The organism is Paenibacillus uliginis N3/975 (assembly GCF_900177425.1).
Classification (GTDB): Bacteria; Bacillota; Bacilli; order Paenibacillales; family Paenibacillaceae; genus Paenibacillus_AQ; species Paenibacillus_AQ uliginis.
Window position 1 is genome coordinate 550,186 of the sequence record NZ_LT840184.1, and the last position, 19,296, is coordinate 569,481.

General features: G+C 45.4%; 29 protein-coding genes. 27 read left to right on the forward strand and 2 right to left on the reverse strand.

What is annotated here, in order from left to right:
• Window positions 1-17 precede the first annotated feature (17 nt).
• The 24 genes from rpsH (at window position 18) to B9N86_RS02540 (ending at window position 15,384) form a co-directional block, all read left to right on the forward strand.
• Window positions 18-416, forward strand: a complete 399-nt coding sequence (rpsH, locus tag B9N86_RS02425) for a 30S ribosomal protein S8 (RefSeq protein WP_208917614.1) — start codon at window positions 18-20, stop codon at window positions 414-416.
• 29 nt (window positions 417-445) lie between these two features.
• The gene (gene rplF, locus B9N86_RS02430) at window positions 446-988 is read left to right on the forward strand and encodes a 50S ribosomal protein L6 (protein WP_208917615.1); all 543 of its coding nucleotides are present in this window, start codon (window positions 446-448) and stop codon (window positions 986-988) included.
• A gap of 113 nt (window positions 989-1,101) precedes the next feature.
• Window positions 1,102-1,470, forward strand: a complete 369-nt coding sequence (gene rplR, locus B9N86_RS02435) for a 50S ribosomal protein L18 (RefSeq protein ID WP_208917616.1) — start codon at window positions 1,102-1,104, stop codon at window positions 1,468-1,470.
• Between the two features lie 26 nt (window positions 1,471-1,496).
• Window positions 1,497-1,994 carry a 30S ribosomal protein S5 gene (gene rpsE / locus B9N86_RS02440; protein WP_208917617.1) on the forward strand — a complete coding sequence of 166 codons (498 nt, stop codon included), beginning with the start codon at window positions 1,497-1,499 and terminating at the stop codon, window positions 1,992-1,994.
• Window positions 1,995-2,006: 12 nt separating this feature from the next.
• Entirely contained in the window at window positions 2,007-2,192 is a 186-nt protein-coding gene (rpmD, locus tag B9N86_RS02445) for a 50S ribosomal protein L30 (RefSeq protein ID WP_208917618.1), read from the forward strand.
• A 42-nt stretch (window positions 2,193-2,234) separates the two neighbouring features.
• Window positions 2,235-2,675: a 50S ribosomal protein L15 gene (rplO, locus tag B9N86_RS02450; RefSeq protein ID WP_208917619.1), complete on the forward strand. Its 441-nt coding sequence runs from the start codon at window positions 2,235-2,237 to the stop codon at window positions 2,673-2,675.
• Window positions 2,675-3,973 (forward strand): preprotein translocase subunit SecY, encoded by a 1,299-nt coding sequence (gene secY, locus B9N86_RS02455; protein WP_208917620.1) that lies wholly within the window; start codon window positions 2,675-2,677, stop codon window positions 3,971-3,973. Before rplO ends, secY begins: the two co-directional genes overlap by 1 nt.
• Before the next feature lie 81 nt (window positions 3,974-4,054).
• Window positions 4,055-4,699, forward strand: coding sequence for an adenylate kinase (locus B9N86_RS02460; protein WP_208917621.1), 645 nt, complete (start codon window positions 4,055-4,057; stop codon window positions 4,697-4,699).
• 5 nt (window positions 4,700-4,704) lie between these two features.
• Window positions 4,705-5,457 (forward strand): type I methionyl aminopeptidase, encoded by a 753-nt coding sequence (gene map / locus B9N86_RS02465; protein WP_208917622.1) that lies wholly within the window; start codon window positions 4,705-4,707, stop codon window positions 5,455-5,457.
• A 9-nt stretch (window positions 5,458-5,466) separates the two neighbouring features.
• On the forward strand, window positions 5,467-5,772 hold the full coding sequence (locus B9N86_RS02470) for a KOW domain-containing RNA-binding protein (protein ID WP_208917623.1): 306 nt from the start codon (window positions 5,467-5,469) through the stop codon (window positions 5,770-5,772).
• Between the two features lie 2 nt (window positions 5,773-5,774).
• The gene (gene infA, locus B9N86_RS02475) at window positions 5,775-5,990 is read left to right on the forward strand and encodes a translation initiation factor IF-1 (protein ID WP_208917624.1); all 216 of its coding nucleotides are present in this window, start codon (window positions 5,775-5,777) and stop codon (window positions 5,988-5,990) included.
• Window positions 5,991-6,143: 153 nt separating this feature from the next.
• On the forward strand, window positions 6,144-6,257 hold the full coding sequence (gene rpmJ / locus B9N86_RS02480) for a 50S ribosomal protein L36 (protein WP_003333770.1): 114 nt from the start codon (window positions 6,144-6,146) through the stop codon (window positions 6,255-6,257).
• 18 nt (window positions 6,258-6,275) lie between these two features.
• Window positions 6,276-6,644 (forward strand): 30S ribosomal protein S13, encoded by a 369-nt coding sequence (gene rpsM / locus B9N86_RS02485; RefSeq protein WP_208917625.1) that lies wholly within the window; start codon window positions 6,276-6,278, stop codon window positions 6,642-6,644.
• 19 nt (window positions 6,645-6,663) lie between these two features.
• A complete protein-coding gene (rpsK, locus tag B9N86_RS02490; RefSeq protein ID WP_054956043.1) occupies window positions 6,664-7,059 on the forward strand; it encodes a 30S ribosomal protein S11 in 396 nt (131 codons plus the stop codon).
• A 131-nt stretch (window positions 7,060-7,190) separates the two neighbouring features.
• Window positions 7,191-8,135 (forward strand): DNA-directed RNA polymerase subunit alpha, encoded by a 945-nt coding sequence (locus tag B9N86_RS02495; RefSeq protein WP_208917626.1) that lies wholly within the window; start codon window positions 7,191-7,193, stop codon window positions 8,133-8,135.
• Between the two features lie 33 nt (window positions 8,136-8,168).
• Window positions 8,169-8,534 (forward strand): 50S ribosomal protein L17, encoded by a 366-nt coding sequence (gene rplQ / locus B9N86_RS02500; RefSeq protein WP_208917627.1) that lies wholly within the window; start codon window positions 8,169-8,171, stop codon window positions 8,532-8,534.
• Between the two features lie 415 nt (window positions 8,535-8,949).
• The gene (gene truA / locus B9N86_RS02505) at window positions 8,950-9,747 is read left to right on the forward strand and encodes a tRNA pseudouridine(38-40) synthase TruA (protein ID WP_208917628.1); all 798 of its coding nucleotides are present in this window, start codon (window positions 8,950-8,952) and stop codon (window positions 9,745-9,747) included.
• 61 nt (window positions 9,748-9,808) lie between these two features.
• A complete protein-coding gene (locus B9N86_RS02510; protein WP_208920053.1) occupies window positions 9,809-10,138 on the forward strand; it encodes a TFIIB-type zinc ribbon-containing protein in 330 nt (109 codons plus the stop codon).
• 216 nt (window positions 10,139-10,354) lie between these two features.
• Window positions 10,355-10,792 (forward strand): 50S ribosomal protein L13, encoded by a 438-nt coding sequence (gene rplM, locus B9N86_RS02515; RefSeq protein ID WP_208917629.1) that lies wholly within the window; start codon window positions 10,355-10,357, stop codon window positions 10,790-10,792.
• 19 nt (window positions 10,793-10,811) lie between these two features.
• Entirely contained in the window at window positions 10,812-11,204 is a 393-nt protein-coding gene (gene rpsI, locus B9N86_RS02520; protein WP_054956038.1) for a 30S ribosomal protein S9, read from the forward strand.
• A gap of 269 nt (window positions 11,205-11,473) precedes the next feature.
• On the forward strand, window positions 11,474-12,166 hold the full coding sequence (locus B9N86_RS02525) for a phosphoadenylyl-sulfate reductase (protein ID WP_208917630.1): 693 nt from the start codon (window positions 11,474-11,476) through the stop codon (window positions 12,164-12,166).
• Between the two features lie 44 nt (window positions 12,167-12,210).
• A complete protein-coding gene (gene sat, locus B9N86_RS02530) occupies window positions 12,211-13,380 on the forward strand; it encodes a sulfate adenylyltransferase (protein ID WP_208917631.1) in 1,170 nt (389 codons plus the stop codon).
• 71 nt (window positions 13,381-13,451) lie between these two features.
• Complete coding sequence (gene cwlD / locus B9N86_RS02535) at window positions 13,452-14,225, forward strand: N-acetylmuramoyl-L-alanine amidase CwlD (RefSeq protein WP_208917632.1); 774 nt, start codon at window positions 13,452-13,454, stop codon at window positions 14,223-14,225.
• 70 nt (window positions 14,226-14,295) lie between these two features.
• Entirely contained in the window at window positions 14,296-15,384 is a 1,089-nt protein-coding gene (locus B9N86_RS02540; protein WP_208920054.1) for an Mrp/NBP35 family ATP-binding protein, read from the forward strand.
• Window positions 15,385-15,565: 181 nt separating this feature from the next.
• Here B9N86_RS02540 and gerD read toward each other — a convergent pair whose 3' ends face one another.
• The gene (gene gerD / locus B9N86_RS02545; protein WP_208917633.1) at window positions 15,566-16,279 is read right to left on the reverse strand and encodes a spore germination lipoprotein GerD; all 714 of its coding nucleotides are present in this window, start codon (window positions 16,277-16,279) and stop codon (window positions 15,566-15,568) included.
• A gap of 126 nt (window positions 16,280-16,405) precedes the next feature.
• On the opposite strand from gerD, the gene B9N86_RS02550 reads away from it, so the two are divergent.
• A complete protein-coding gene (locus B9N86_RS02550; protein ID WP_208917634.1) occupies window positions 16,406-16,999 on the forward strand; it encodes a KinB-signaling pathway activation protein in 594 nt (197 codons plus the stop codon).
• A gap of 38 nt (window positions 17,000-17,037) precedes the next feature.
• Here B9N86_RS02550 and pdaB read toward each other — a convergent pair whose 3' ends face one another.
• Entirely contained in the window at window positions 17,038-17,841 is an 804-nt protein-coding gene (gene pdaB, locus B9N86_RS02555) for a polysaccharide deacetylase family sporulation protein PdaB (RefSeq protein WP_208917635.1), read from the reverse strand.
• A gap of 93 nt (window positions 17,842-17,934) precedes the next feature.
• Between pdaB and B9N86_RS02560 the strand changes: the two genes are divergently transcribed.
• Together B9N86_RS02560 and B9N86_RS02565 are read left to right on the forward strand one after the other, a co-directional pair.
• Window positions 17,935-18,546, forward strand: a complete 612-nt coding sequence (locus tag B9N86_RS02560; protein WP_208917636.1) for a stage II sporulation protein M — start codon at window positions 17,935-17,937, stop codon at window positions 18,544-18,546.
• A 210-nt stretch (window positions 18,547-18,756) separates the two neighbouring features.
• Entirely contained in the window at window positions 18,757-18,987 is a 231-nt protein-coding gene (locus B9N86_RS02565; protein WP_208917637.1) for a hypothetical protein, read from the forward strand.
• Window positions 18,988-19,296 lie beyond the last annotated feature (309 nt).

Sequence of the window (19,296 nt, forward strand, 5' to 3'; positions counted from 1 at the left end):
AAGGAGGTTTACCACACATGACTATGTCCGATCCAATTGCAGATATGCTTACTCGTATTCGTAACGCTAACACTGTGCGTCACGAGACAGTAGAAATGCCTGCCTCAACGATTAAGAAACAAATCGCTGACATCTTGAAGCGTGAAGGTTTCATCCGTGATGCGGAATTTGTGGAAGATAACAAACAAGGGATCATTCGTGTTTTCTTGAAATATGGTTCCAGCAACGAACGCGTCATCACAGGTCTGAAAAGAATCAGTAAGCCAGGTCTTCGCGTGTACACGAAAAGCAATGAAGTCCCTCGTGTTCTCGGCGGACTGGGTATCGCGATCATCTCCACGTCTAAGGGAGTTATGACCGACAAAGAAGCTCGTCAAGCCAAAGCCGGCGGAGAAGTTCTCTGCTACGTATGGTAATAAACGTCACAAGATAGGAGGTGCAATGAATGTCCCGTATTGGTCGTAAACCAATTGCTATCCCAAGCGGTGTGGAAGTCACACTGGATAACTCTGTAATCACTGTTAAAGGACCGAAAGGTACCCTGACTCGTGAACTGCACAAAGACATGCAGATTACAGTAGAAAACAACGAAATCTCTGTTGTTCGGCCTTCCGACAACAAAACTCATCGTTCTCTTCACGGCACGACCCGCAGCGTTGTCTCGAACATGGTCAGCGGCGTGACTGAAGGATTCGCGAAAAACCTTGAATTGGTTGGTGTCGGATACCGCGCAAGCAAATCCGGAGATAAAATCGTTCTGAACGTAGGTTACTCCCATCCGGTTGAAATTACACCGGAAGCAGGAATCGAGTTTGAATTACCTTCCAACACGAAGATCATCGTCAAAGGAATCGATAAAGAGCGCGTAGGTGCATACGCTGCTAAAATCCGTTCCGTACGTGAGCCTGAGCCTTACAAAGGTAAAGGGATTAAATATGAAGGTGAACGCATTATCCGTAAGGAAGGTAAGGCCGGTAAGAAGAAATAAGGTAGTAAGCTTTGGGTTTACCCAGGTAGCTTGCTAGCCTGTTTGTCCTTACTTACCCCATGAGTCTTAAAGTGAAGCTGTTAAGGCAAAACTGAAGGGAGTGAAAGGGAAGCATGATCACGAAACAAGACAAGAATAAAGCACGTTTGAAAAGACATCTGCGTGTGCGTAAGAAAATTCAGGGCACTGCAGAGCGTCCTCGTCTGAATGTGTTCCGTTCTTCGAAACACATTTATGCTCAACTGATCGATGACGTGGCCGGCGTGACTTTGGCATCGGCTTCTACATTGGATAAAGAATTGAGCAGCGGCATCAACAACGGCGGTAGCGTTGAGTCTGCTCGTAAAGTCGGCGAACTCGTTGCAAAACGTGCAGCAGACAAAGGTTATAAATCGATCGTATTTGATCGTGGTGGATATTTGTATCACGGACGTATTCAAGCATTGGCTGAAGCAGCTCGCGAAGCAGGCCTTGAATTCTAAGACATTTTCAAAAGGAGGTAAACGACTTGCGTGTAGATCCTAACACTTTAGAACTGACTGAAAGAGTAGTAAATATTAACCGCGTTGCTAAGGTTGTAAAAGGCGGACGCCGTTTCAGCTTTAGCGCATTGGTAGTTGTCGGTGATGGCAAAGGTTGGGTTGGAGCAGGTATTGGTAAAGCTGGCGAAGTACCGGATGCAATCCGCAAAGCCATTGAAGATGCCAAGAAAAACCTGATCCACATTCCATTGGTAGGAACAACAATTCCTCACCTCGTAACGGGTCACTTCGGTGCAGGCCGCGTTCTTTTGAAGCCAGCATCAGAAGGTACCGGAGTTATCGCTGGCGGACCGGTTCGTGCAGTACTCGAACTGGCTGGCGTAGGCGACATTTTGACAAAATCTCTAGGTTCTTCGAACTCCATGAATATGGTCAATGCGACTTTGGAAGGCTTGTCCCGTCTGAAGCGTATTGAAGAAGTTGCCAAGCTTCGCGGCAAATCCGTCGAAGAGCTGTTGGGTTAAGGAGGGAATCTCATGGCTAAACTTGAAATCACCCTCGTGCGCAGCGTGATCGGCCGTCCGGAAGATCAGCGTGTGACCGTGAAAACTCTTGGATTGAAAAAAATCAACCATTCTGTGGTTCATAATGACGGTCCAGCTATTCGCGGAATGATTAAGAAAGTAAATCACCTGATTTCAGTTCAAGAAATCGAAGGTTAGTCCCGGGATCGTCCCGGATATATTAAGGAGGTGCAACGAACGATGAAGTTACATGAGCTGAGCCCAGCTCCTGGTTCCCGCAAAGAGCGCAAGCGCGTTGGACGCGGACCAAGTAGCGGTACGGGTAAAACATCAGGTCGAGGTCACAAAGGACAAAACTCCCGTTCAGGCGGTGGTGTACGTCCAGGCTTCGAAGGCGGACAAAACCCGCTGTATCGTCGTCTGCCTAAACGCGGTTTTGTGAATCCAACTCGGAAAGAGTACGCGGTTGTGAACATCGAAGAACTGAACAGCTTTGCAGCAGGTACTGAAGTTACTCCAGAAGTTTTGGTCGAGAGCGGAATCGTAAACAATACGAAGAGCGGCATCAAAATTCTTGGCAACGGTGAAGTTACCGTACAATTGACTGTAAAAGCTAATAAGTTCTCTCAATCTGCGGTAGAGAAGATCGAGGCTGCCGGCGGTAAAACCGAGGTGATCTAATGTTTAAGACCCTGAAAAATATATGGCGTGTGGATGATCTTCGCAAGCGCATTTTATTCACCCTGTTTGTACTGATTATATTCCGTATCGGATCGTTCGTGCCGGTTCCCGGTGTGAACAAAGATGTGTTTACTCAGTCAAATCAGGCCGGGAATGAATTGTTTGGTTTCCTCAACACGTTCTCGGGGGGCGCACTTCAGCAATTCTCAATTTTCGCCCTTTCGATTTTTCCATATATTACTTCGTCCATTATCGTGCAGTTGCTGTCGATGGACGTCATTCCGAAGTTTGCGGAATGGGCCAAACAAGGGGAACACGGTAAAAAGCAGTTGGCTCAAGTCACCCGTTATGGTACGGTGGTCTTGGGTTTGATTCAAGCCTTCGGTATGTCGATCGGTTTTAACCGTCTCTACGGAACCGAAATGATTCCGAATGCAACCTTCGTTGATTATCTCGTCATCGCGATCGTGCTGACAGCCGGTACCTCATTCTTAATGTGGCTTGGCGAGCAGATCACGGAACGTGGAATCGGCAACGGTATTTCCATTATTATCTTTGCAGGTATCGCTGCGGGTATTCCGATGCATATCCGTACAACGATGGAGTCGGAATTTATTCAAGAAAATCAGATTTTCTTGAATTCCCTGAAGGCTATTATCGTCGTGCTGGTGTTTATCTTTATCGTGGTCGGAGTTGTGTTTATCCAGCAAGGTATTCGCAAAATCCCAGTGCAGTACGCTAAACGTGTTGTAGGGAACAAGATGTACGGTGGTCAGAACACGCACATTCCATTGAAAATCAATGGCGCAGGCGTCATTCCGGTTATCTTTGCATCGTCGTTGCTTCAATTCCCTATTATTCTTTCGAGCTTCTTTGCTACACATGCTTGGGCTAAGTGGGTTACCATAAACTTGGCATATGATAAACCGCTTGGTATGGTTCTCTATGTATTGATGATCATCGGTTTCACATTCTTCTACACATTCGTGCAGATGAACCCGAACCAGATGGCTGACAACATGAAGAAGAACGGCGGTTATGTTCCAGGTATTCGTCCTGGTAAAGCTACCGAGAAGTATCTGACTCGGGTTATGACCCGTCTGACAATGACAGGAGCACTGTTCCTGGCCGTTATCTCAGTACTTCCTGTGTTCCTTGGAGCGCTAGCAGGACTTCCACGTACGGTTCAAATCGGTGGTACATCCATACTGATCGTCGTAGGTGTTGCGCTGGATACGATGAAGCAGATTGAAGGCCAGTTGATCAAGCGTCATTACAAAGGATTTATTAATAAATAGTCGATAGGTTCCGGTTAGTGATCAATTTTGCTTCCGGCACCTATTGTGCTGTTCTTACTATAGGCAGGAGGAGGGACTAAGGTGAACATCTTATTCATGGGCCCTCCTGGGGCAGGAAAAGGAACACAAGCAGAAACCATTGTAAATGAATTCGGCATTCCTCACATCTCTACAGGCGACGCGTTTCGTCTGGCGATTAAACAAGGAACTCCTATTGGGATTAAAGCGAAAGAATACATTGATCAAGGTCTGCTGGTGCCTGATGATGTGACGATCGGTATTGTGGAAGAACGTCTGCAGCAGTCCGATTGCGAAAAAGGTTTTTTATTGGACGGTTTTCCAAGAACCCTTTCGCAAGCGGAAGCGCTGAATGACATTCTCTCCCGCTTGAATACTGGACTCGACCATGTCATCAACCTGAAAGTTGATCGTGAGAAGCTGATGGCTCGTCTTACCGGACGACGCATCTGCAAGAACTGCGGCGCAACTTATCATGTGATCTTTAATCCGCCTAAACAGGAAGGCGTTTGTGATAAATGCGGCGGTGAACTGTATCAACGCTCCGACGATAACGAAGAGAGCGTGGGCATTCGCTTGGACGAATATATCAACAAAACAGCACCACTCCTCACGTTTTATGAACAAAAAGGTCTTTTGCGTCAAATTGATGGTGAACAGGAAATCGGCGCGGTTTCCGCTGAAATTGCGTCCGTACTGCGAGGTTAAGTGTAATGATCATTTGTAAATCCGAAAAGGAACTGGGTCTGATGAGAGAAGCAGGACGGATTGTGGCTGAATGCCACAAACTCCTTTCTGCCCATATCGAACCTGGTATTACAACCGGGGAACTGGATCAAATGGCCGACCGGTTCATTCGCAGCCAAGACGCTTTGCCGTCTTTTAAAGGCTACAACGGATTTCCTTCCAGCATTTGCGCATCAGTTAATGAAGAATTGGTGCATGGATTTCCAAGCAAACGCAAATTAATCGAAGGCGATATCGTTACGTTTGATATCGGTGCACAGTTTCAGGGTTACCACGGTGACTCAGCATGGACCTACCCAGTAGGAAAGATTACCGAAGAAGCCCAGCGTCTGCTGGATGTGACGGAAGGTTCTCTCTATGCCGGACTTGCGCTAATCAAACCCGATGTCCGCTTGTTTACAATCTCTCATGCCATACAGCGTCATATCGAGGATGCCGGATTCTCCGTCGTTCGCGAGTACGTAGGTCATGGTGTGGGCACCGAGCTGCATGAAGATCCGCAAATTCCGAACTACGGCATTCCGGACCGGGGACCGAGACTCAAACCGGGTATGGTACTCGCGATTGAGCCGATGGTAAACGCCGGTAAGCGCAATGTTAAGACGCTGGAAGACAATTGGACGGTCGTTACGGTCGATGGCTCACTGTGTGCGCATTTTGAACATACAGTGGCAGTGACTCAGGACGGCATGGAAATTCTGACGAAGTTGGCTGATTAGGTGATCGACTTGAATAAAGAAATCACTCCGCAGATCGGTCAAATTGTCAAAATTTTGAGAGGCAGAGATGCTGATCAATATGCCGTCATCGTTTCGATAGAAGACAGCAAGTTTGTTAATATTGCGGATGGGAACAAACGCAAGTTTGACCAGGTGAAGAAGAAGAATCTTGTTCATCTGGAGCCCCAGCCTTTCATAAGTAGTGAGGTTGTAAACAGTTTGCAAGAAAGCGGTCGGGTAACGAATGGAAAGCTGCGGTTCGCCGTCAGCCAGTTTTTATCCGACAAATCCAATGCTGATCAGAAAGGAGAATAACTGTGGCCAAGGAAGATGTCATTGAAGTCGAAGGTACGGTTATAGAACCGTTGCCGAATGCAACTTTTAGAGTCGAGCTGGAGAATGGTCATCAAATTCTCGCTCACGTTTCCGGGAAGCTGCGGATGCACTTTATCCGCATCCTTACAGGTGACAAAGTGGTCATACAATTATCACCATACGATTTGTCCAAAGGTCGTATCACTTACCGTAAATAGAATGACGTTCCCCTGGGGAACAAAGGAAAGCTGCGAAGCGGTTTTACTGAAGTAAAACTCAGCAGCGGTTACGAAAAGTTTTGCAACTGCAAAACGACAGTCTAGTTTTCGAAGCTGGTTTTACAAACGTAAAACTTGGAGGAGGTAATTAACATGAAGGTAAGACCTTCTGTGAAGCCTATTTGCGAAAAATGCAAAGTCATTCGCCGCAAAGGGAATGTAATGGTTATCTGTGAAAATCCGAAACACAAACAAAAACAAGGTTAAAGAAGGGGGTGTAGCGTAATGGCTCGTATAGCTGGTGTGGATTTGCCACGTGACAAACGCGTTGAGATCGCCTTGACTTACATTTTCGGAATCGGTAAAACGACTTCTCAGAAAATTATCAAAGAAGCAGGCATCAATCCGGATACTCGTGTCCGTGATCTTACGGAAGATGAAGTTGGTAAATTGCGTGAAACGATCGATACAGGTGTTAAGGTAGAAGGCGACCTGCGTCGTGAAATTTCCTTGAATATTAAACGTTTGACTGAAATTGGCTGCTATCGCGGTGTTCGTCACCGTCGTGGATTGCCAGTTCGTGGACAACGTACTAAAACAAATGCTCGTACACGGAAAGGTCCTCGTCGTACGGTAGCGAACAAGAAGAAATAAGAAAGGGGGATAACAGACAATGGCTAAACCAAAAAAAGTCGTACGTACTAAACGTCGTGACCGCAAAAATATTGAATCTGGCGTGGCACATATCCGTTCCACGTTCAACAATACGATCGTAACGATTACGGATCCCCACGGAAATGCTATTTCTTGGGCGAGCTCCGGCGGCATGGGTTTCAAAGGTTCCCGTAAATCAACTCCATTTGCTGCGCAAATGGCTGCTGAAACAGCTGCTAAAGCAGCAATGGAACATGGTATGAAGGCAGTGGAAGTAATGGTTAAAGGACCAGGTGCCGGCCGTGAAGCAGCGATTCGTTCTCTGCAAGCAGCAGGTCTGGAAGTTAACCTCATTAAGGACGTAACACCAATTCCGCATAACGGATGCCGCCCACCAAAACGTCGTCGCGTATAATGAAGTCATCCTGTTAATGTGGTATAAATCCGGTGCAATCTGCTAAGAATGGTTGTTTAGGCATACTACATGGATTACTGGATAAGATGACAGTTTCATATAGGAGCGACGTTTGAAGGAGGGGTACTTGCGTGATTGAAATCGAAAAGCCGAAAATTGAGACCGTTGATGTCAATGAAGAAGGAACCTATGGGAAATTCGTAGTAGAACCGCTTGAGCGTGGATACGGTACAACGCTGGGGAATTCACTTCGCCGCATTCTGTTGTCCTCGCTGCCTGGCGCAGCCGTTACATCTGTTCAGATCGACGGTGTTCTGCATGAATTCTCCACTATTCCTGGTGTCATGGAAGACGTGACTGAAATCATTTTGAACCTGAAAGCTTTGTCGCTGAAGATTCATTCCGACGAAGAGAAAGTGTTCGAGATTGATGCGGAAGGCGAAGGGGTAGTTACCGCTGGTGACATTCGTGCAGATAGTGATGTGGAGATTCTTAATCCGGATCTTCATATCGCAACGCTCGGCCCTGGTGCGAGACTTCACATGCGTATTTTTGCGAGTCGCGGTCGTGGCTATGTCCAGGCGGATCGGAACAAACGCGATGACCAGCCTATCGGCGTCATTCCCGTCGATTCGATCTACACGCCGATTAGCCGTGTAAACTACGGCGTTGAAAACACGCGTGTTGGTCAAGTAACCAACTACGATAAGTTGACACTCGAAATCTGGACGGATGGAAGCATTCGGCCGGAAGAGGCTGTCAGCCTCGGCGCCAAAATTTTGACTGAACATCTGTTCCTGTTCGTCGGTCTGACCGATGAAGCTAAGGATGCAGAAATCATGGTCGAAAAAGAAGAAGACAAGAAAGAAAAAGTGCTCGAAATGACGATCGAAGAGCTGGATCTCTCCGTTCGTTCCTACAACTGCCTCAAGCGTGCCGGCATTAATACGGTACAAGAGCTGACTACGAAAACGGAAGAGGATATGATGAAGGTTCGTAACTTGGGCCGCAAATCCTTGGAAGAAGTTCAAGAAAAGCTCGAAGAGCTCGGTTTGGGACTTCGTACGGAAGAATAGTTCGAGATTGTTCTAGCAAAGGAGGGAAAACACATGGCATACCAAAAGTTGGGCCGCGACTCCAGTGCGCGTAAAGCGTTGTTCCGTGACCTGGTAACCGACCTGTTCTTATATGAGCGCATTCAAACAACTGAAGCCAAAGCTAAAGAAGTTCGCTCGATCGCTGAGAAACTGATTACGAAGGCAAAGCGTAATGATTTGCATGCTCGTCGTCAAGTGGCTGCATTCGTACGCCGCGAAACGGTTGATGGTGAACAAGATGCTATCCAAAAATTGTTCTCCGAAATCGCGCCTCGTTACAATGAGCGTCCAGGCGGATACACTCGTATCCTGAAACTGGGTCCTCGTCGTGGTGACGCAGCTCCAATGGTTTACTTGGAACTGGTAGATCGCGCGTAGTTAACTCGATCCCGTTAGATCACTCTCTGATATCAGGATGCTAACGCATCCGGTGCATTCAAGAGTGAACAGTGCATTCTGAAGTGACTGTAGTTATGTATGCCCGGCTCCATGCTTGTTTATCCGTCAAGGATGATAAGTTCAGCCTAACCACTCGGGTCGTGGTTCGAGATGGAACATAGTCGGTTTCCGGCTCATCTCGGCTACCCCTGGGGCATCGTAAACAAGGACCTTCTAGTCATGCGGCTGAACACAAGGGATCGGCTGGCATGATGAAAAGGAGCTCCTTGGGGGCTCTTTTTTAAATATAAGAATCTTTTCTTATATTTCATGCCGTAACGAAGCCGTCCTCTCAAGGACGGCCAAGTTGTTTCTACTTGGAGGCAGCTTAAGGAAGTGAACCAGGAGGGGAACCATGCGCAATCTTCTGATGAAGGTCAGTTACGACGGAACCAATTATAATGGCTTTCAGACCCAGCCTGGAGGAAACACGGTTCAGGATTTATTGGAGGACGCTATTGAATTACTTTCGGGTGAGAAGCTGAAGATTACGGCTTCTGGACGTACGGATGCCGGTGTGCACGCACGCGGGCAGGTGTTCAATTTCTATACAGCGTCCAAAATCCCGGTAGAGCGTTGGTGTATCGCGCTGAATTCAAGGCTGTCTGAAGACATCGTCGTTACGGATGCGGTGGAGGTACCGCTTGAGTTTCACTCTCGTCGGGAGGCGAAACAAAAAACGTATCGATATACGATTAACGCCAATCAATTTCCCGATCTGTTCAACCGCAGGTATCAGTTCCATCATCATGGTCGGCTTGATATAACTGCGATGGAAGAAGGGCTGCGCCATTTAATCGGTACACATGATTTCACAACCTTTGCTTCAAGGAAATCCACAAAGCCATCACATGTACGGACGATTTACGATGCTTGGATCGAGACGGACACGAGTATGTGTCGTCCAGGTACAAGAGATCAAGGTATTATCCATACGTATGTGACGGGAAGCGGATTTTTGCAGCATATGGTGAGAATTATCATGGGTACGCTCATGGAAGTGGGAGAAGGAAAACGGACGCCTGAGAGCATCTCTGTGATACTAGAAGCTAAAAACAGGGCTACAGCTGGTCCTACAGCGATGAGTACAGGGTTAATGCTCTGGGATGTTGAATACGATATAACTTCTTTTGTGAAACCTGATTTTGCCTAATACGTATTCTCCTGAAAGATGGTTATAGCACGTATTTCTCAAAATATGAGGAGGTTTTATGATGAAATGTCCGGTGTGTAATGATGTTCGTATGCGTGAAGTGCAAAAAGACGGTGTCATGATCGATGTCTGTCCTGAATGTAAAGGAGTATGGCTCGATCGTGGTGAACTCGAGAAGCTGTTAACTGAAGTTCGTGAAGTGCGACCTGCATTTAATGAATGGTACGACAAGCATGATGACGATGACCGTAAACATTACCGCGATGACGATAATTACCGCCCTTCGGGTAGAGAATCAGATTATGACAAGCGATACCCGCAGCATGGACAAGGCTATCATAAAAAGAAGAAAAAATCGGTACTCGATGTTTTTGGTGACCTATTCGATTAAGCTGTAAAAATCGTGATAATAACCTAAAAAATCGCTTGCGATTTCAAGGCTGTTACTGTAATATATAAGTTGTGTTTTCTTGACGGCTCTCCCACAGCCCCGGTTAAGAAAACGCCAAGAACTATCCATCACTTAAAAAAATGTATGACATACGATCGAAGATAGATGAAGAAAATTTGATAAGAATTTTCGGATGAAAACAAGGAGGAACTATACATGCGTACCACTTATATGGCGAAGCCAAATGAAGTTGAGCGTTCTTGGTACATCGTTGATGCCGAAGGCAAAACGCTTGGCCGTTTGGCAAGTGAAGTTGCTGCTCTGATTCGCGGCAAACATAAGCCACAATTTACTCCACATGTGGATACAGGGGATTTCGTTGTTGTAATCAACGCTGAGAAAATCGTCCTGACAGGCAAGAAAATGACTAACAAGAAATACTATCGTCACTCCATGCATCCAGGTGGTTTGAAGGTGACTGTAGCTGAAGACCTGATTAAAAAATTCCCTGAGCGCGTGATCGAAAGCGCGGTTCACGGTATGCTTCCTAAAACCCGTATGGGCGACAAAATGAAGCTGAGACTCAAAGCTTATGCAGGCACAGCACATCCACACGAAGCTCAAAAACCAGAAGTTTACGAACTTCGCGGTTAATTAAAAGGAGGACAGTTTCATGGCACAAGTACAATACTATGGGACAGGTCGTCGTAAGCACTCGGTAGCACGTGTTCGCCTTGTACCGGGTGAAGGACGAATTGTCATCAATAAACGTGACATCAATGAATACTTCGGTTTGGAAACTCTCAAACTGATCGTTAAGCAACCTTTGAATCTGACTGAAACACTGGGCAAATATGACGTTCTCGTTATTGCTCATGGCGGCGGTATTTCCGGCCAAGCTGGTGCAATCCGTCACGGGATCTCCCGTGCATTGCTGAAAGCTGACCCTGAATTCCGTGGATCTTTGAAAAAAGCAGGATTCCTGACTCGTGACCCACGTATGAAAGAACGTAAGAAATACGGTCTTAAAGCGGCTCGTCGCGCTCCTCAGTTCTCCAAACGTTAATATCTCTTGTATATCAAGGAATTTCAGCCCTTGGCCTTCACAGGTCAAGGGCTTTAATTTTTTTAAAGAAGATCATTACTATCTGGCCTTTTTGGCTAGGTAGACGTTCCGAAATAATTTGAAGACCTTTTCCCTTTACGGAAAGGTCTTTTTTGCGTTTATTTTAAATGTATTCATATTGACATTAATTAGAAATGAACTATACTGTATTTAATTCATACTATTAAAGTAGGTTTTAGAGGAATTGTAAAGAGAAGGGGCTGATTACATTGAATTTGCTGGAAAAAGAGGATTGGATTAAGGACAAAGCCGTAAGTTTCGAACTGGCTTCTGCTGAAGAAATTATTTCGAATGCGATAGAGACATTCCCTAACCTTACGTTTGCCTGCAGCTTTGGCGCCGAAGATGTTGTACTCGTAGACATCATTCAAAAGATCAGTCCATCTACCGACATATTTTACCTGGATACGAATTTTCACTTTCAAGAAACGTATGACACACGTGATCGTCTGAAAGAACACTACGGTATGGAATTTGTTCGTGTTTCCCCTGTAATAACTCCTGAGGAACAGGCTGCCCAGTATGGAGATTCACTATGGAGTGTAGACGCTAATCAATGCTGCAGCATTAGAAAAGTCGAGCCTTTAACTCGCATTTTGTCTCAATATGATGCGTGGATCACGGGAATACGTCGGGATCAGGCACCGACCCGTGCGAATTCCAAGAAGGTCGAGTATGACAATAAGTTTGGTTTGGTGAAATTTAACCCACTTGCGGATTGGACCAGTGAAGATGTTTGGCAGTATATCCGTACTCATGAGGTCATTTATAACCCTCTTCATGACCGGAACTATCCAAGCATTGGCTGTCACTATTGTACACGTGAAGTCCTTCCCGGAGAGGATCCGAGGGCAGGCCGCTGGTCAGGCGATGAAAAAACGGAATGCGGACTCCATAAATAACAGCCTTTAGTACAGATTCAAATAAAACACAGGGAGGTACCATTATGACATCCATATTGCCGCACGGAGGGAAGTTGATTCAGAGACTAGCGCAGGAAACAAGACGAAATGATTTATTGAATATAGCCAATCAGTTACCTCAAATACCTGTTAATACCTGGACCATATCCGATCTTGACTTAATCGCTGTCGGAGCATTTTCGCCTCTGGAAGGATTTATGAACGAAGAGGACTATCAATCGGTCCTTAACTCTATGCGGCTGTCTAATGGGACGGTATGGAGTATACCGATTACGCTCGCGGTAGACGAGAAGATAGTTAGTCAATTTTCGGTTGGAGATCAGGCCGCACTTGTAGGCGATCGAGACGGTGTGATCTATGGCGTCATCAGCGTGGAGAGCATCTTTAAGGCAGATCTACAGGAAGAGGCAATAAAAATATTCAAGACAGATGATCCCGAACATCCAGGCGTACAGAAATTGTACGAAAGGTCCACCATCTACGTTGGTGGACCCATTGAAGTGCTTAATCGACCGCAACCAGAAAAATTCGGACAATTCTACTATGATCCGGCCAAAACCAGAGCTCATTTTCAAGAACAGGGTTGGAAAACGGTAGTCGGATTCCAAACGAGAAATCCGGTTCATCGGGCACATGAATATATTCAAAAGAGTGCGATGGAAATTGTCGATGCTCTCTTTCTAAATCCGTTAGTTGGAGAAACTAAGTTAGATGACGTTCCTGCAGACGTTCGGATGAAAAGTTATTTAACGCTGCTGGAACATTATTATCCTGCTAACAGGACGTTTCTAGGTGTATTTCCTGCCGCAATGAGATATGCTGGCCCGCGGGAAGCAGTGTTCCATGCGATCGTACGGAAAAATTATGGATGCACTCATTTTATTGTCGGCCGAGATCATGCAGGAGTTGGAGATTATTACGGAACATATGAGGCACAGGAGATATTCAGCAACTTTACACCGGAAGAGCTGGGAATCACGCCGCTCTTTTTTGAACACAGCTTTTTCTGCACCGTATGCGGTAATATGGCTTCGAGCAAAACCTGCCCTCATGATAAAAATCAGCATTTGACCCTTTCTGGTACTAAAGTACGTGGGCTCCTCCGTGAAGGGAAATGCCCACCACCGGAATTTACCCGTCCTGAAGTTGCACAGATTTTGATCGAAGGCATGAAGGAACGTATAACTGTATAAAGAAAGGCATATTTGTCCGCCTTGTCCCATATGCATGAAGTACAACACTCATGGGACGAGGTGGATTTTTTATGTCCAAGCCGGGATCTGACAAGGTAACGCTATGGATATCATGGAGACGGATCAAACAAACGATATTCGGCATAGGTCTGCTCGCTTTATTGATTACCGTAGTGTCTTATGAGATTCCGAGTGCTAAAACCGTAAAGTACTGGAATCTTCCGCTTGCAGGTAAAGTGATTGCATTGGATGCCGGTCACGGAGGTCCTGATGGGGGGGCCGTCAGCAAGCAAGGGGTAATTGAAAAAGACATCAATCTCGCCGTGACGCTTTATTTGCGTGATTACCTTCAACAAGCAGGCGCTTTGGTTGTAATGACAAGAGAAGGGGATTACGATCTGGCTTCTGAGGAGACAAAAGGTTACTCGAAGCGGAAAACGGAGGATTTGAAGAAACGGGTCAGGTTAATTGAAGATAACCGTGCTGACTTGTTTATCAGTATCCATCTGAACAGCATCCCATCCAATCGCTGGAGTGGAGCTCAGACATTTTATCCAAAGAATAATACGGACAGTATGAACTTGGCTAAATTGATTCAGGCAGAGATCAAACACAATCTAGAGAATACTCAGCGCCTAGCTAAAAGTGATGATAAAGTGTTCTTACTTCAAGCACTTCGTATTCCATCTGCTCTAGTAGAGGTGGGCTTTTTATCACATCCCCAAGAGTCGGAGATGCTGCGTGATGAGAAATATCAAAGAAAAGTAGCAGCTGCCGTCTATAAAGGTATTTTGCGTTATACGGCAGGGGAGCAAGCGATTCAGTCGTCAGAGACGGTGAAGTAATGGTATAATAGACAAGAATTGAAATATTCAGATATAGCCATTACATAGAGCCGAGGTGCTGATTGTCATGCTGATAAGCAGAGAGCAGGTACAGGAGATTCTACAGCCGATTCAGGATTCTGAGACAGGAAAGAGTCTGATTGCGCTGCAGCGAATTCGCGATATTGTGGTTAAAGAAAGTACCGTAAGATTGTCAGTAACGTACAGCAGTGAAGAGCAAAGAGTACTGCTTGAGGGACAGATTCGGGAATTGCTACAGGCAATCGGAGCCGAAGATATACATATTCGAATGCGTCCTTTGGAAAATTCCGTTGAAGAAGATTCGTATGACCGAGAGAAGCTCACAAAAGGGCATGCTGCAGGTATGCAAAACAATGAGATTTTGAGTGAGGGTTCCGGAGTTCATTTTGTTGCGATAGCCAGTGGAAAAGGTGGTGTTGGTAAATCCACCGTTACAGTTAACCTAGCTGCAGCTTTAGCACGGCAGGGTAAAAAGGTCGGTTTGATCGATGCTGATATTTATGGCTTCAGTGTACCGGATATGATGGGGATTGAAGAGGGACCTAACGTAACCGATGATGGAGTCATTATTCCTGTAGAACGCTTTGGAGTAAAGGTTATGTCGATGGGCTTTTTTATTCGTGAGAACAGTCCAGTTGTATGGAGAGGACCCATGCTCGGCAAAATGCTGCGTCAATTTTTTGAAGATGTGGGTTGGGGAGAGCTGGATTACATGCTGCTCGATCTTCCGCCGGGAACTGGTGACGTGGCGCTTGATGTCCATCAGATGATACCGCAGAGCAAAGAGATCATTGTCACGACACCTCACGCTACTGCAGCGTTCGTGGCCGCCCGTGCAGGGGCCATGGCTATACAGACGGAACATGAGATTTTGGGTGTCGTTGAAAATATGGCCTATTATAGCTGCTCCCACTGTGGGGAGAAGGATTATGTCTTCGGACGCGGTGGAGGAGGCATGCTGGCAGAGACACTTCATACGGAGCTGCTTGGGCAGTTACCGTTAGGAGGGCCTGATAATCTTGCGGCAGACCCTGATTTTTCTCCTTCCGTATATAAAGCAGGCACGGAAAGTGCTATGATTTATGACGAGATTGCAGCCAAGATATCCAGCAAATTCGAAAGTCCAGCTTCCAGGTAATGATTTAAACGATCTCTGGAAATAGGAAAGCTCCCTAAAAAGGGAGCTTTTTTTGATAAGTGATAAGAAAGTATAAATATCGGAGTAAAGTGCATCCTTGTCTCGGAAGAAATACTTCCGCTAAGTGCGGTCTGTCTTCTTTGAGGTACATCGACAGGTGTTTTTCTTATGATACGAAGGGTTATCCACCGCTACCACCACCGCCACCACTTTCTCCACCGCCGCCGCCTTGTTCCTTGCCTCCACCTTGACCGCCTTCTTGTCCGCCCTGATGGCCTTGTTTCTTCTCAACCTTTGGCTGCAATTCCTCTTGTACGACGGTTTTGAGTAGCTGCAAGACCTCCATACGGAATAGCGGGTTTTGCATCGCTTCCTGCATGACCGTCATGGATTGCTTGCGGTAGTCAGGCGTCTTTGTCAAGTCGAGAAATGCTTTCATGACCTCGGGTGACTTCATGATGTCTTGCATGGACTTTTGATAAGTCGGATCTTTGATGAGCTGCATATGAAGCTGTTTGCTTTCTGAACTGATCGCTTTTGCAAAATCACCAGCGAATTGGGGATCTGTCATGATCTTTTCTAGTTCCTTTTTATATTCCTCAGAGACGAGCGTATCCTTTACGGCTGTACGGATCTGTTCACCGGATTGTGCTGTCAACATTTTCATACTCATTGAGCCGCCGCTGCCTCCACCGGAGGAACCGCCTGAACCACCGCGAAGAGCTTCTTCCACCGCTTTTTTCCCCTCGTCGGTTTTAAGGATATCAACAACCATGGATTTCGTTTCTTTATAGCCAAGCTGCTGGGATGAATATCCTTGATCGGAACCGCAAGCGGTAAGCAGTGCGGCAGCTCCGCAGAAGATAATACATAAACGAAATAACGGCCACTTCATTACCGTTGTCCTCCTTTGATGGGATGCTAAAGATAGTATGTGATGGAACCGAAGAAATATGTCGAAGCGGGAATGGTTTTTTATTGTGAACGTTGGTAAAATAATGACTTATGGGGGTGGAAGCATTTGAGCTTACGAAAGTGGGCAAGATTATTTTGGAAAACCATGCTTGTTGGAGCCGTCGGTGCAGTTATCGCAGGGTTGGTATTACAGTTTGCCACAGGTACGATCCAGTTTAAGGGTGCAGTTGACATGCTGATATATCCGTTAATATTGCTCGGATACGGAGCGCTTGTCAGCGTTTATTCCCAATTGGGCTTTTTCGCATATCTTACCTTGAACTATATGGGAGTCGGGGTATTTAAGAGAAAGACGTGGGAGTACATACAAATTGTACTGTCTGTACTTGCTCTGCTGGAGCTAATGTTTCTTCGTACTTTTGTAGGTGGGGAGCAGAACCTTACGTGGGATCTCACCTTGGGAATCGGTATATTAATTACTGCAATCATTGTTACATATTTAAAAGTGAGGTATACAAACATCCATGCACTTATTCCGACAATGTTCTTCATGCTGGCTATAACCATCCTCGAGATTATCGGAGTGCTGAAGATCGGAGTCAACAATGCAACTGTATTTATCATTATCCCTTTACTGGCATGTAATGCTTACCAGATATTAACGCTACATAAGGTAACACAAGACGAAAAAAAGAGCTAATCAAATTAGCTCTTTTTTTATTAAATGTATAGGATTCATTATAAACCGGCGGCATCTTCAATGTTCTTCTGAATCATCGCTTGATCACGAACCTCGGAACCTTTGGCGCTGCTCTGATGAAGAAGATCAGTAACGGTAACGAACTCATAGCCCTTTTTCCGCAACTCATCAATAATTTGGGGAAGCGCCTCGTGAGTCTGTTTGGAGGAGTCACTGGCGTGAAGAAGCACGATATCGCCGGGATGCGCTTTGGATACGACACGGTCCACAATCTTATCAACGCCGATGTTCTTCCAATCCTGAGAGTCTGTATCCCACTGAATAACGGTGTAATTGAGACTGTCTGCGATGTTTAACACTCTTTTGTCAAAATCACCATTAGGCATTCGAATTAATTTGGGTTCTTGTCCCGTCATTGAGGATAAAATAGAATGAGCTGTTGAAATCTGCTTACGTATTTCCTCATCGCTGAGGGTACTGTAATTGTCGTGTTTAAAGCCGTGACTTCCGATCTCATAACCACCTTCTTTGATCTGGTGCACAATATCCGGATGGCTCTTACTCCAGGGGGCCGACAGGAAGAAGGTTGCCTTTGGAACATTTTTGTCCTTCAGAACCTTTAGAATTGGCTCTGCGCGTTTTTCACCCCAGCTGATGTCAAAGGTAAGAGCGATCTGTTTTTTGTCCGTAGACACGCTGTAAATGGCCGAAGGTGAGCTTTCAGAGAAAACGGAGATGTTATCACTTTCCACATAGATGACACCCACAGCAAAGATGGCAGCGGCAAAGACGAAGAAAAACCTTTTTATTTTCTTGCCGTTTAATACATAGAAGAAATTCATATGCTAGTGCTCCTCTCCTTTCAAATGCTACTGCTTGTTTACTTAAAATCTATGCTCGTACTTGTGAGTTATTACTGTTAAGGAGGCAATCACATGTTTCGTTTTAGTACTTTTATGAAAGATTTGGCCACAATTCGTATAGCACTGATCCTTTCAACCGTGCTGTTCGCTCTGGGGATTACAGTGGGATGGGTGGGTTCAGGGCCACTTCAAGATCTTATTGTGAAGGAAATTCAGGGATTGGGTGAGATGAGCCAGGAACTTAGACAATCGGAAAATCCTGAGATGAGTTTCTTTATCTTCATTTTTCTCAATAACAGTGTCAAAAGTATACTGGTGTTGTTCTCGGGTATATTTTTTGGGATCATTCCTCTGGTGTTCCTTGCTGTTAATGGTATGGTAATCGGCTTCCTGTTGAATCTGGTGCAATCGAACGGGGGAGACTTGGGTGAATTAATCTTTAAAGGCCTTCTTCCACACGGTATTATCGAAATCCCTATGATTCTCATTGCATCTGCTTATGGTCTGGTCTTGGGGGGACTTGTGTTTAAAAGTATGGCTCCCGGAGAGAGCAGAGGAAGCGAGATGAAGAGGCGCTGGCGAGAGTTTTGGCGCAAATCCGGAACAGCTTCGCTATGGATTGTTCTGCTCTTATTCGTGGCGGCTATTATTGAAAGTACAATAACGTTGTGGCTGATGTCATAATTTTCCGAAAATATGAGCATACCTAATAAAGCGGCTTTGGTCTTATCGACCAAGGCCCTTTACAGGGCATGATGTACGGACTGAGGAAGAACGGTTACCATTCTGTAGTTAATCGGATAACGGATAATCAACCTTACATAGCTCCAATGGGGCCAAACGTGACACTTGTGAACTGTAACACTGTCCGCACAATCAAAAGGAGGTCCTATTATGTTGGGAATGCTGTTTAATGAAAAAGAGTGTAAAGAACTTGATTATGTATTGAGAAAAGAGCTTGATGAAATGCTACTCGATTTAAGTGATCAGCGCCTCGACCAAAATATTCGGCACGCGATTGCTAACCGATATAAAACAGTATTTAGAATGTATGCGAGGTTTGCTCCACAAAAAGAGTTATCGAAATATGCACGTAACGGGAAGTTTCCGCAAATCAAACATTAATTTTGATAAAAAGTGTTGACTAACTTAGTTGTTATGTGGTAAATTAATTCTCGCTTCCTTTTTAGAGAGGACGCCGCCAACTGGCGGCTTTAAATCTTTCAAAAAACATCGCAAAAAACTTTTTAAAAAAAAGACTTGCAAAGTTGATAGGAAGTATGATATATTATAAAAGTCGCCGCTGAGATAAAGCGATGACGAAAAAACGAGAATTGATCTTTGAAAACTGAACAACGAGTGAGTTAAACCGATCTTACTTCGGTAAGATCATAAATGAGAATTTTTAATTCTCGTCAGTTTTTCTAAATGAGC

Coding starts and splice junctions, on each gene's coding strand:
- rpsH (WP_208917614.1), top strand. CDS start 18: ATGACTATGTCCGATCCAATTGCAGATATGCTTACTCGTATTCGTAAC.
- rplF (WP_208917615.1), top strand. CDS start 446: ATGTCCCGTATTGGTCGTAAACCAATTGCTATCCCAAGCGGTGTGGAA.
- rplR (WP_208917616.1), top strand. CDS start 1,102: ATGATCACGAAACAAGACAAGAATAAAGCACGTTTGAAAAGACATCTG.
- rpmD (WP_208917618.1), top strand. CDS start 2,007: ATGGCTAAACTTGAAATCACCCTCGTGCGCAGCGTGATCGGCCGTCCG.
- rplO (WP_208917619.1), top strand. CDS start 2,235: ATGAAGTTACATGAGCTGAGCCCAGCTCCTGGTTCCCGCAAAGAGCGC.
- secY (WP_208917620.1), top strand. CDS start 2,675: ATGTTTAAGACCCTGAAAAATATATGGCGTGTGGATGATCTTCGCAAG.
- map (WP_208917622.1), top strand. CDS start 4,705: ATGATCATTTGTAAATCCGAAAAGGAACTGGGTCTGATGAGAGAAGCA.
- rpmJ (WP_003333770.1), top strand. CDS start 6,144: ATGAAGGTAAGACCTTCTGTGAAGCCTATTTGCGAAAAATGCAAAGTC.
- rpsM (WP_208917625.1), top strand. CDS start 6,276: ATGGCTCGTATAGCTGGTGTGGATTTGCCACGTGACAAACGCGTTGAG.
- rpsK (WP_054956043.1), top strand. CDS start 6,664: ATGGCTAAACCAAAAAAAGTCGTACGTACTAAACGTCGTGACCGCAAA.
- rplQ (WP_208917627.1), top strand. CDS start 8,169: ATGGCATACCAAAAGTTGGGCCGCGACTCCAGTGCGCGTAAAGCGTTG.
- truA (WP_208917628.1), top strand. CDS start 8,950: ATGCGCAATCTTCTGATGAAGGTCAGTTACGACGGAACCAATTATAAT.
- B9N86_RS02510 (WP_208920053.1), top strand. CDS start 9,809: ATGAAATGTCCGGTGTGTAATGATGTTCGTATGCGTGAAGTGCAAAAA.
- rplM (WP_208917629.1), top strand. CDS start 10,355: ATGCGTACCACTTATATGGCGAAGCCAAATGAAGTTGAGCGTTCTTGG.
- rpsI (WP_054956038.1), top strand. CDS start 10,812: ATGGCACAAGTACAATACTATGGGACAGGTCGTCGTAAGCACTCGGTA.
- sat (WP_208917631.1), top strand. CDS start 12,211: ATGACATCCATATTGCCGCACGGAGGGAAGTTGATTCAGAGACTAGCG.
- cwlD (WP_208917632.1), top strand. CDS start 13,452: ATGTCCAAGCCGGGATCTGACAAGGTAACGCTATGGATATCATGGAGA.
- gerD (WP_208917633.1), bottom strand. CDS start 16,279: ATGAAGTGGCCGTTATTTCGTTTATGTATTATCTTCTGCGGAGCTGCC.
- pdaB (WP_208917635.1), bottom strand. CDS start 17,841: ATGAATTTCTTCTATGTATTAAACGGCAAGAAAATAAAAAGGTTTTTC.
- B9N86_RS02560 (WP_208917636.1), top strand. CDS start 17,935: ATGTTTCGTTTTAGTACTTTTATGAAAGATTTGGCCACAATTCGTATA.
- B9N86_RS02565 (WP_208917637.1), top strand. CDS start 18,757: ATGTTGGGAATGCTGTTTAATGAAAAAGAGTGTAAAGAACTTGATTAT.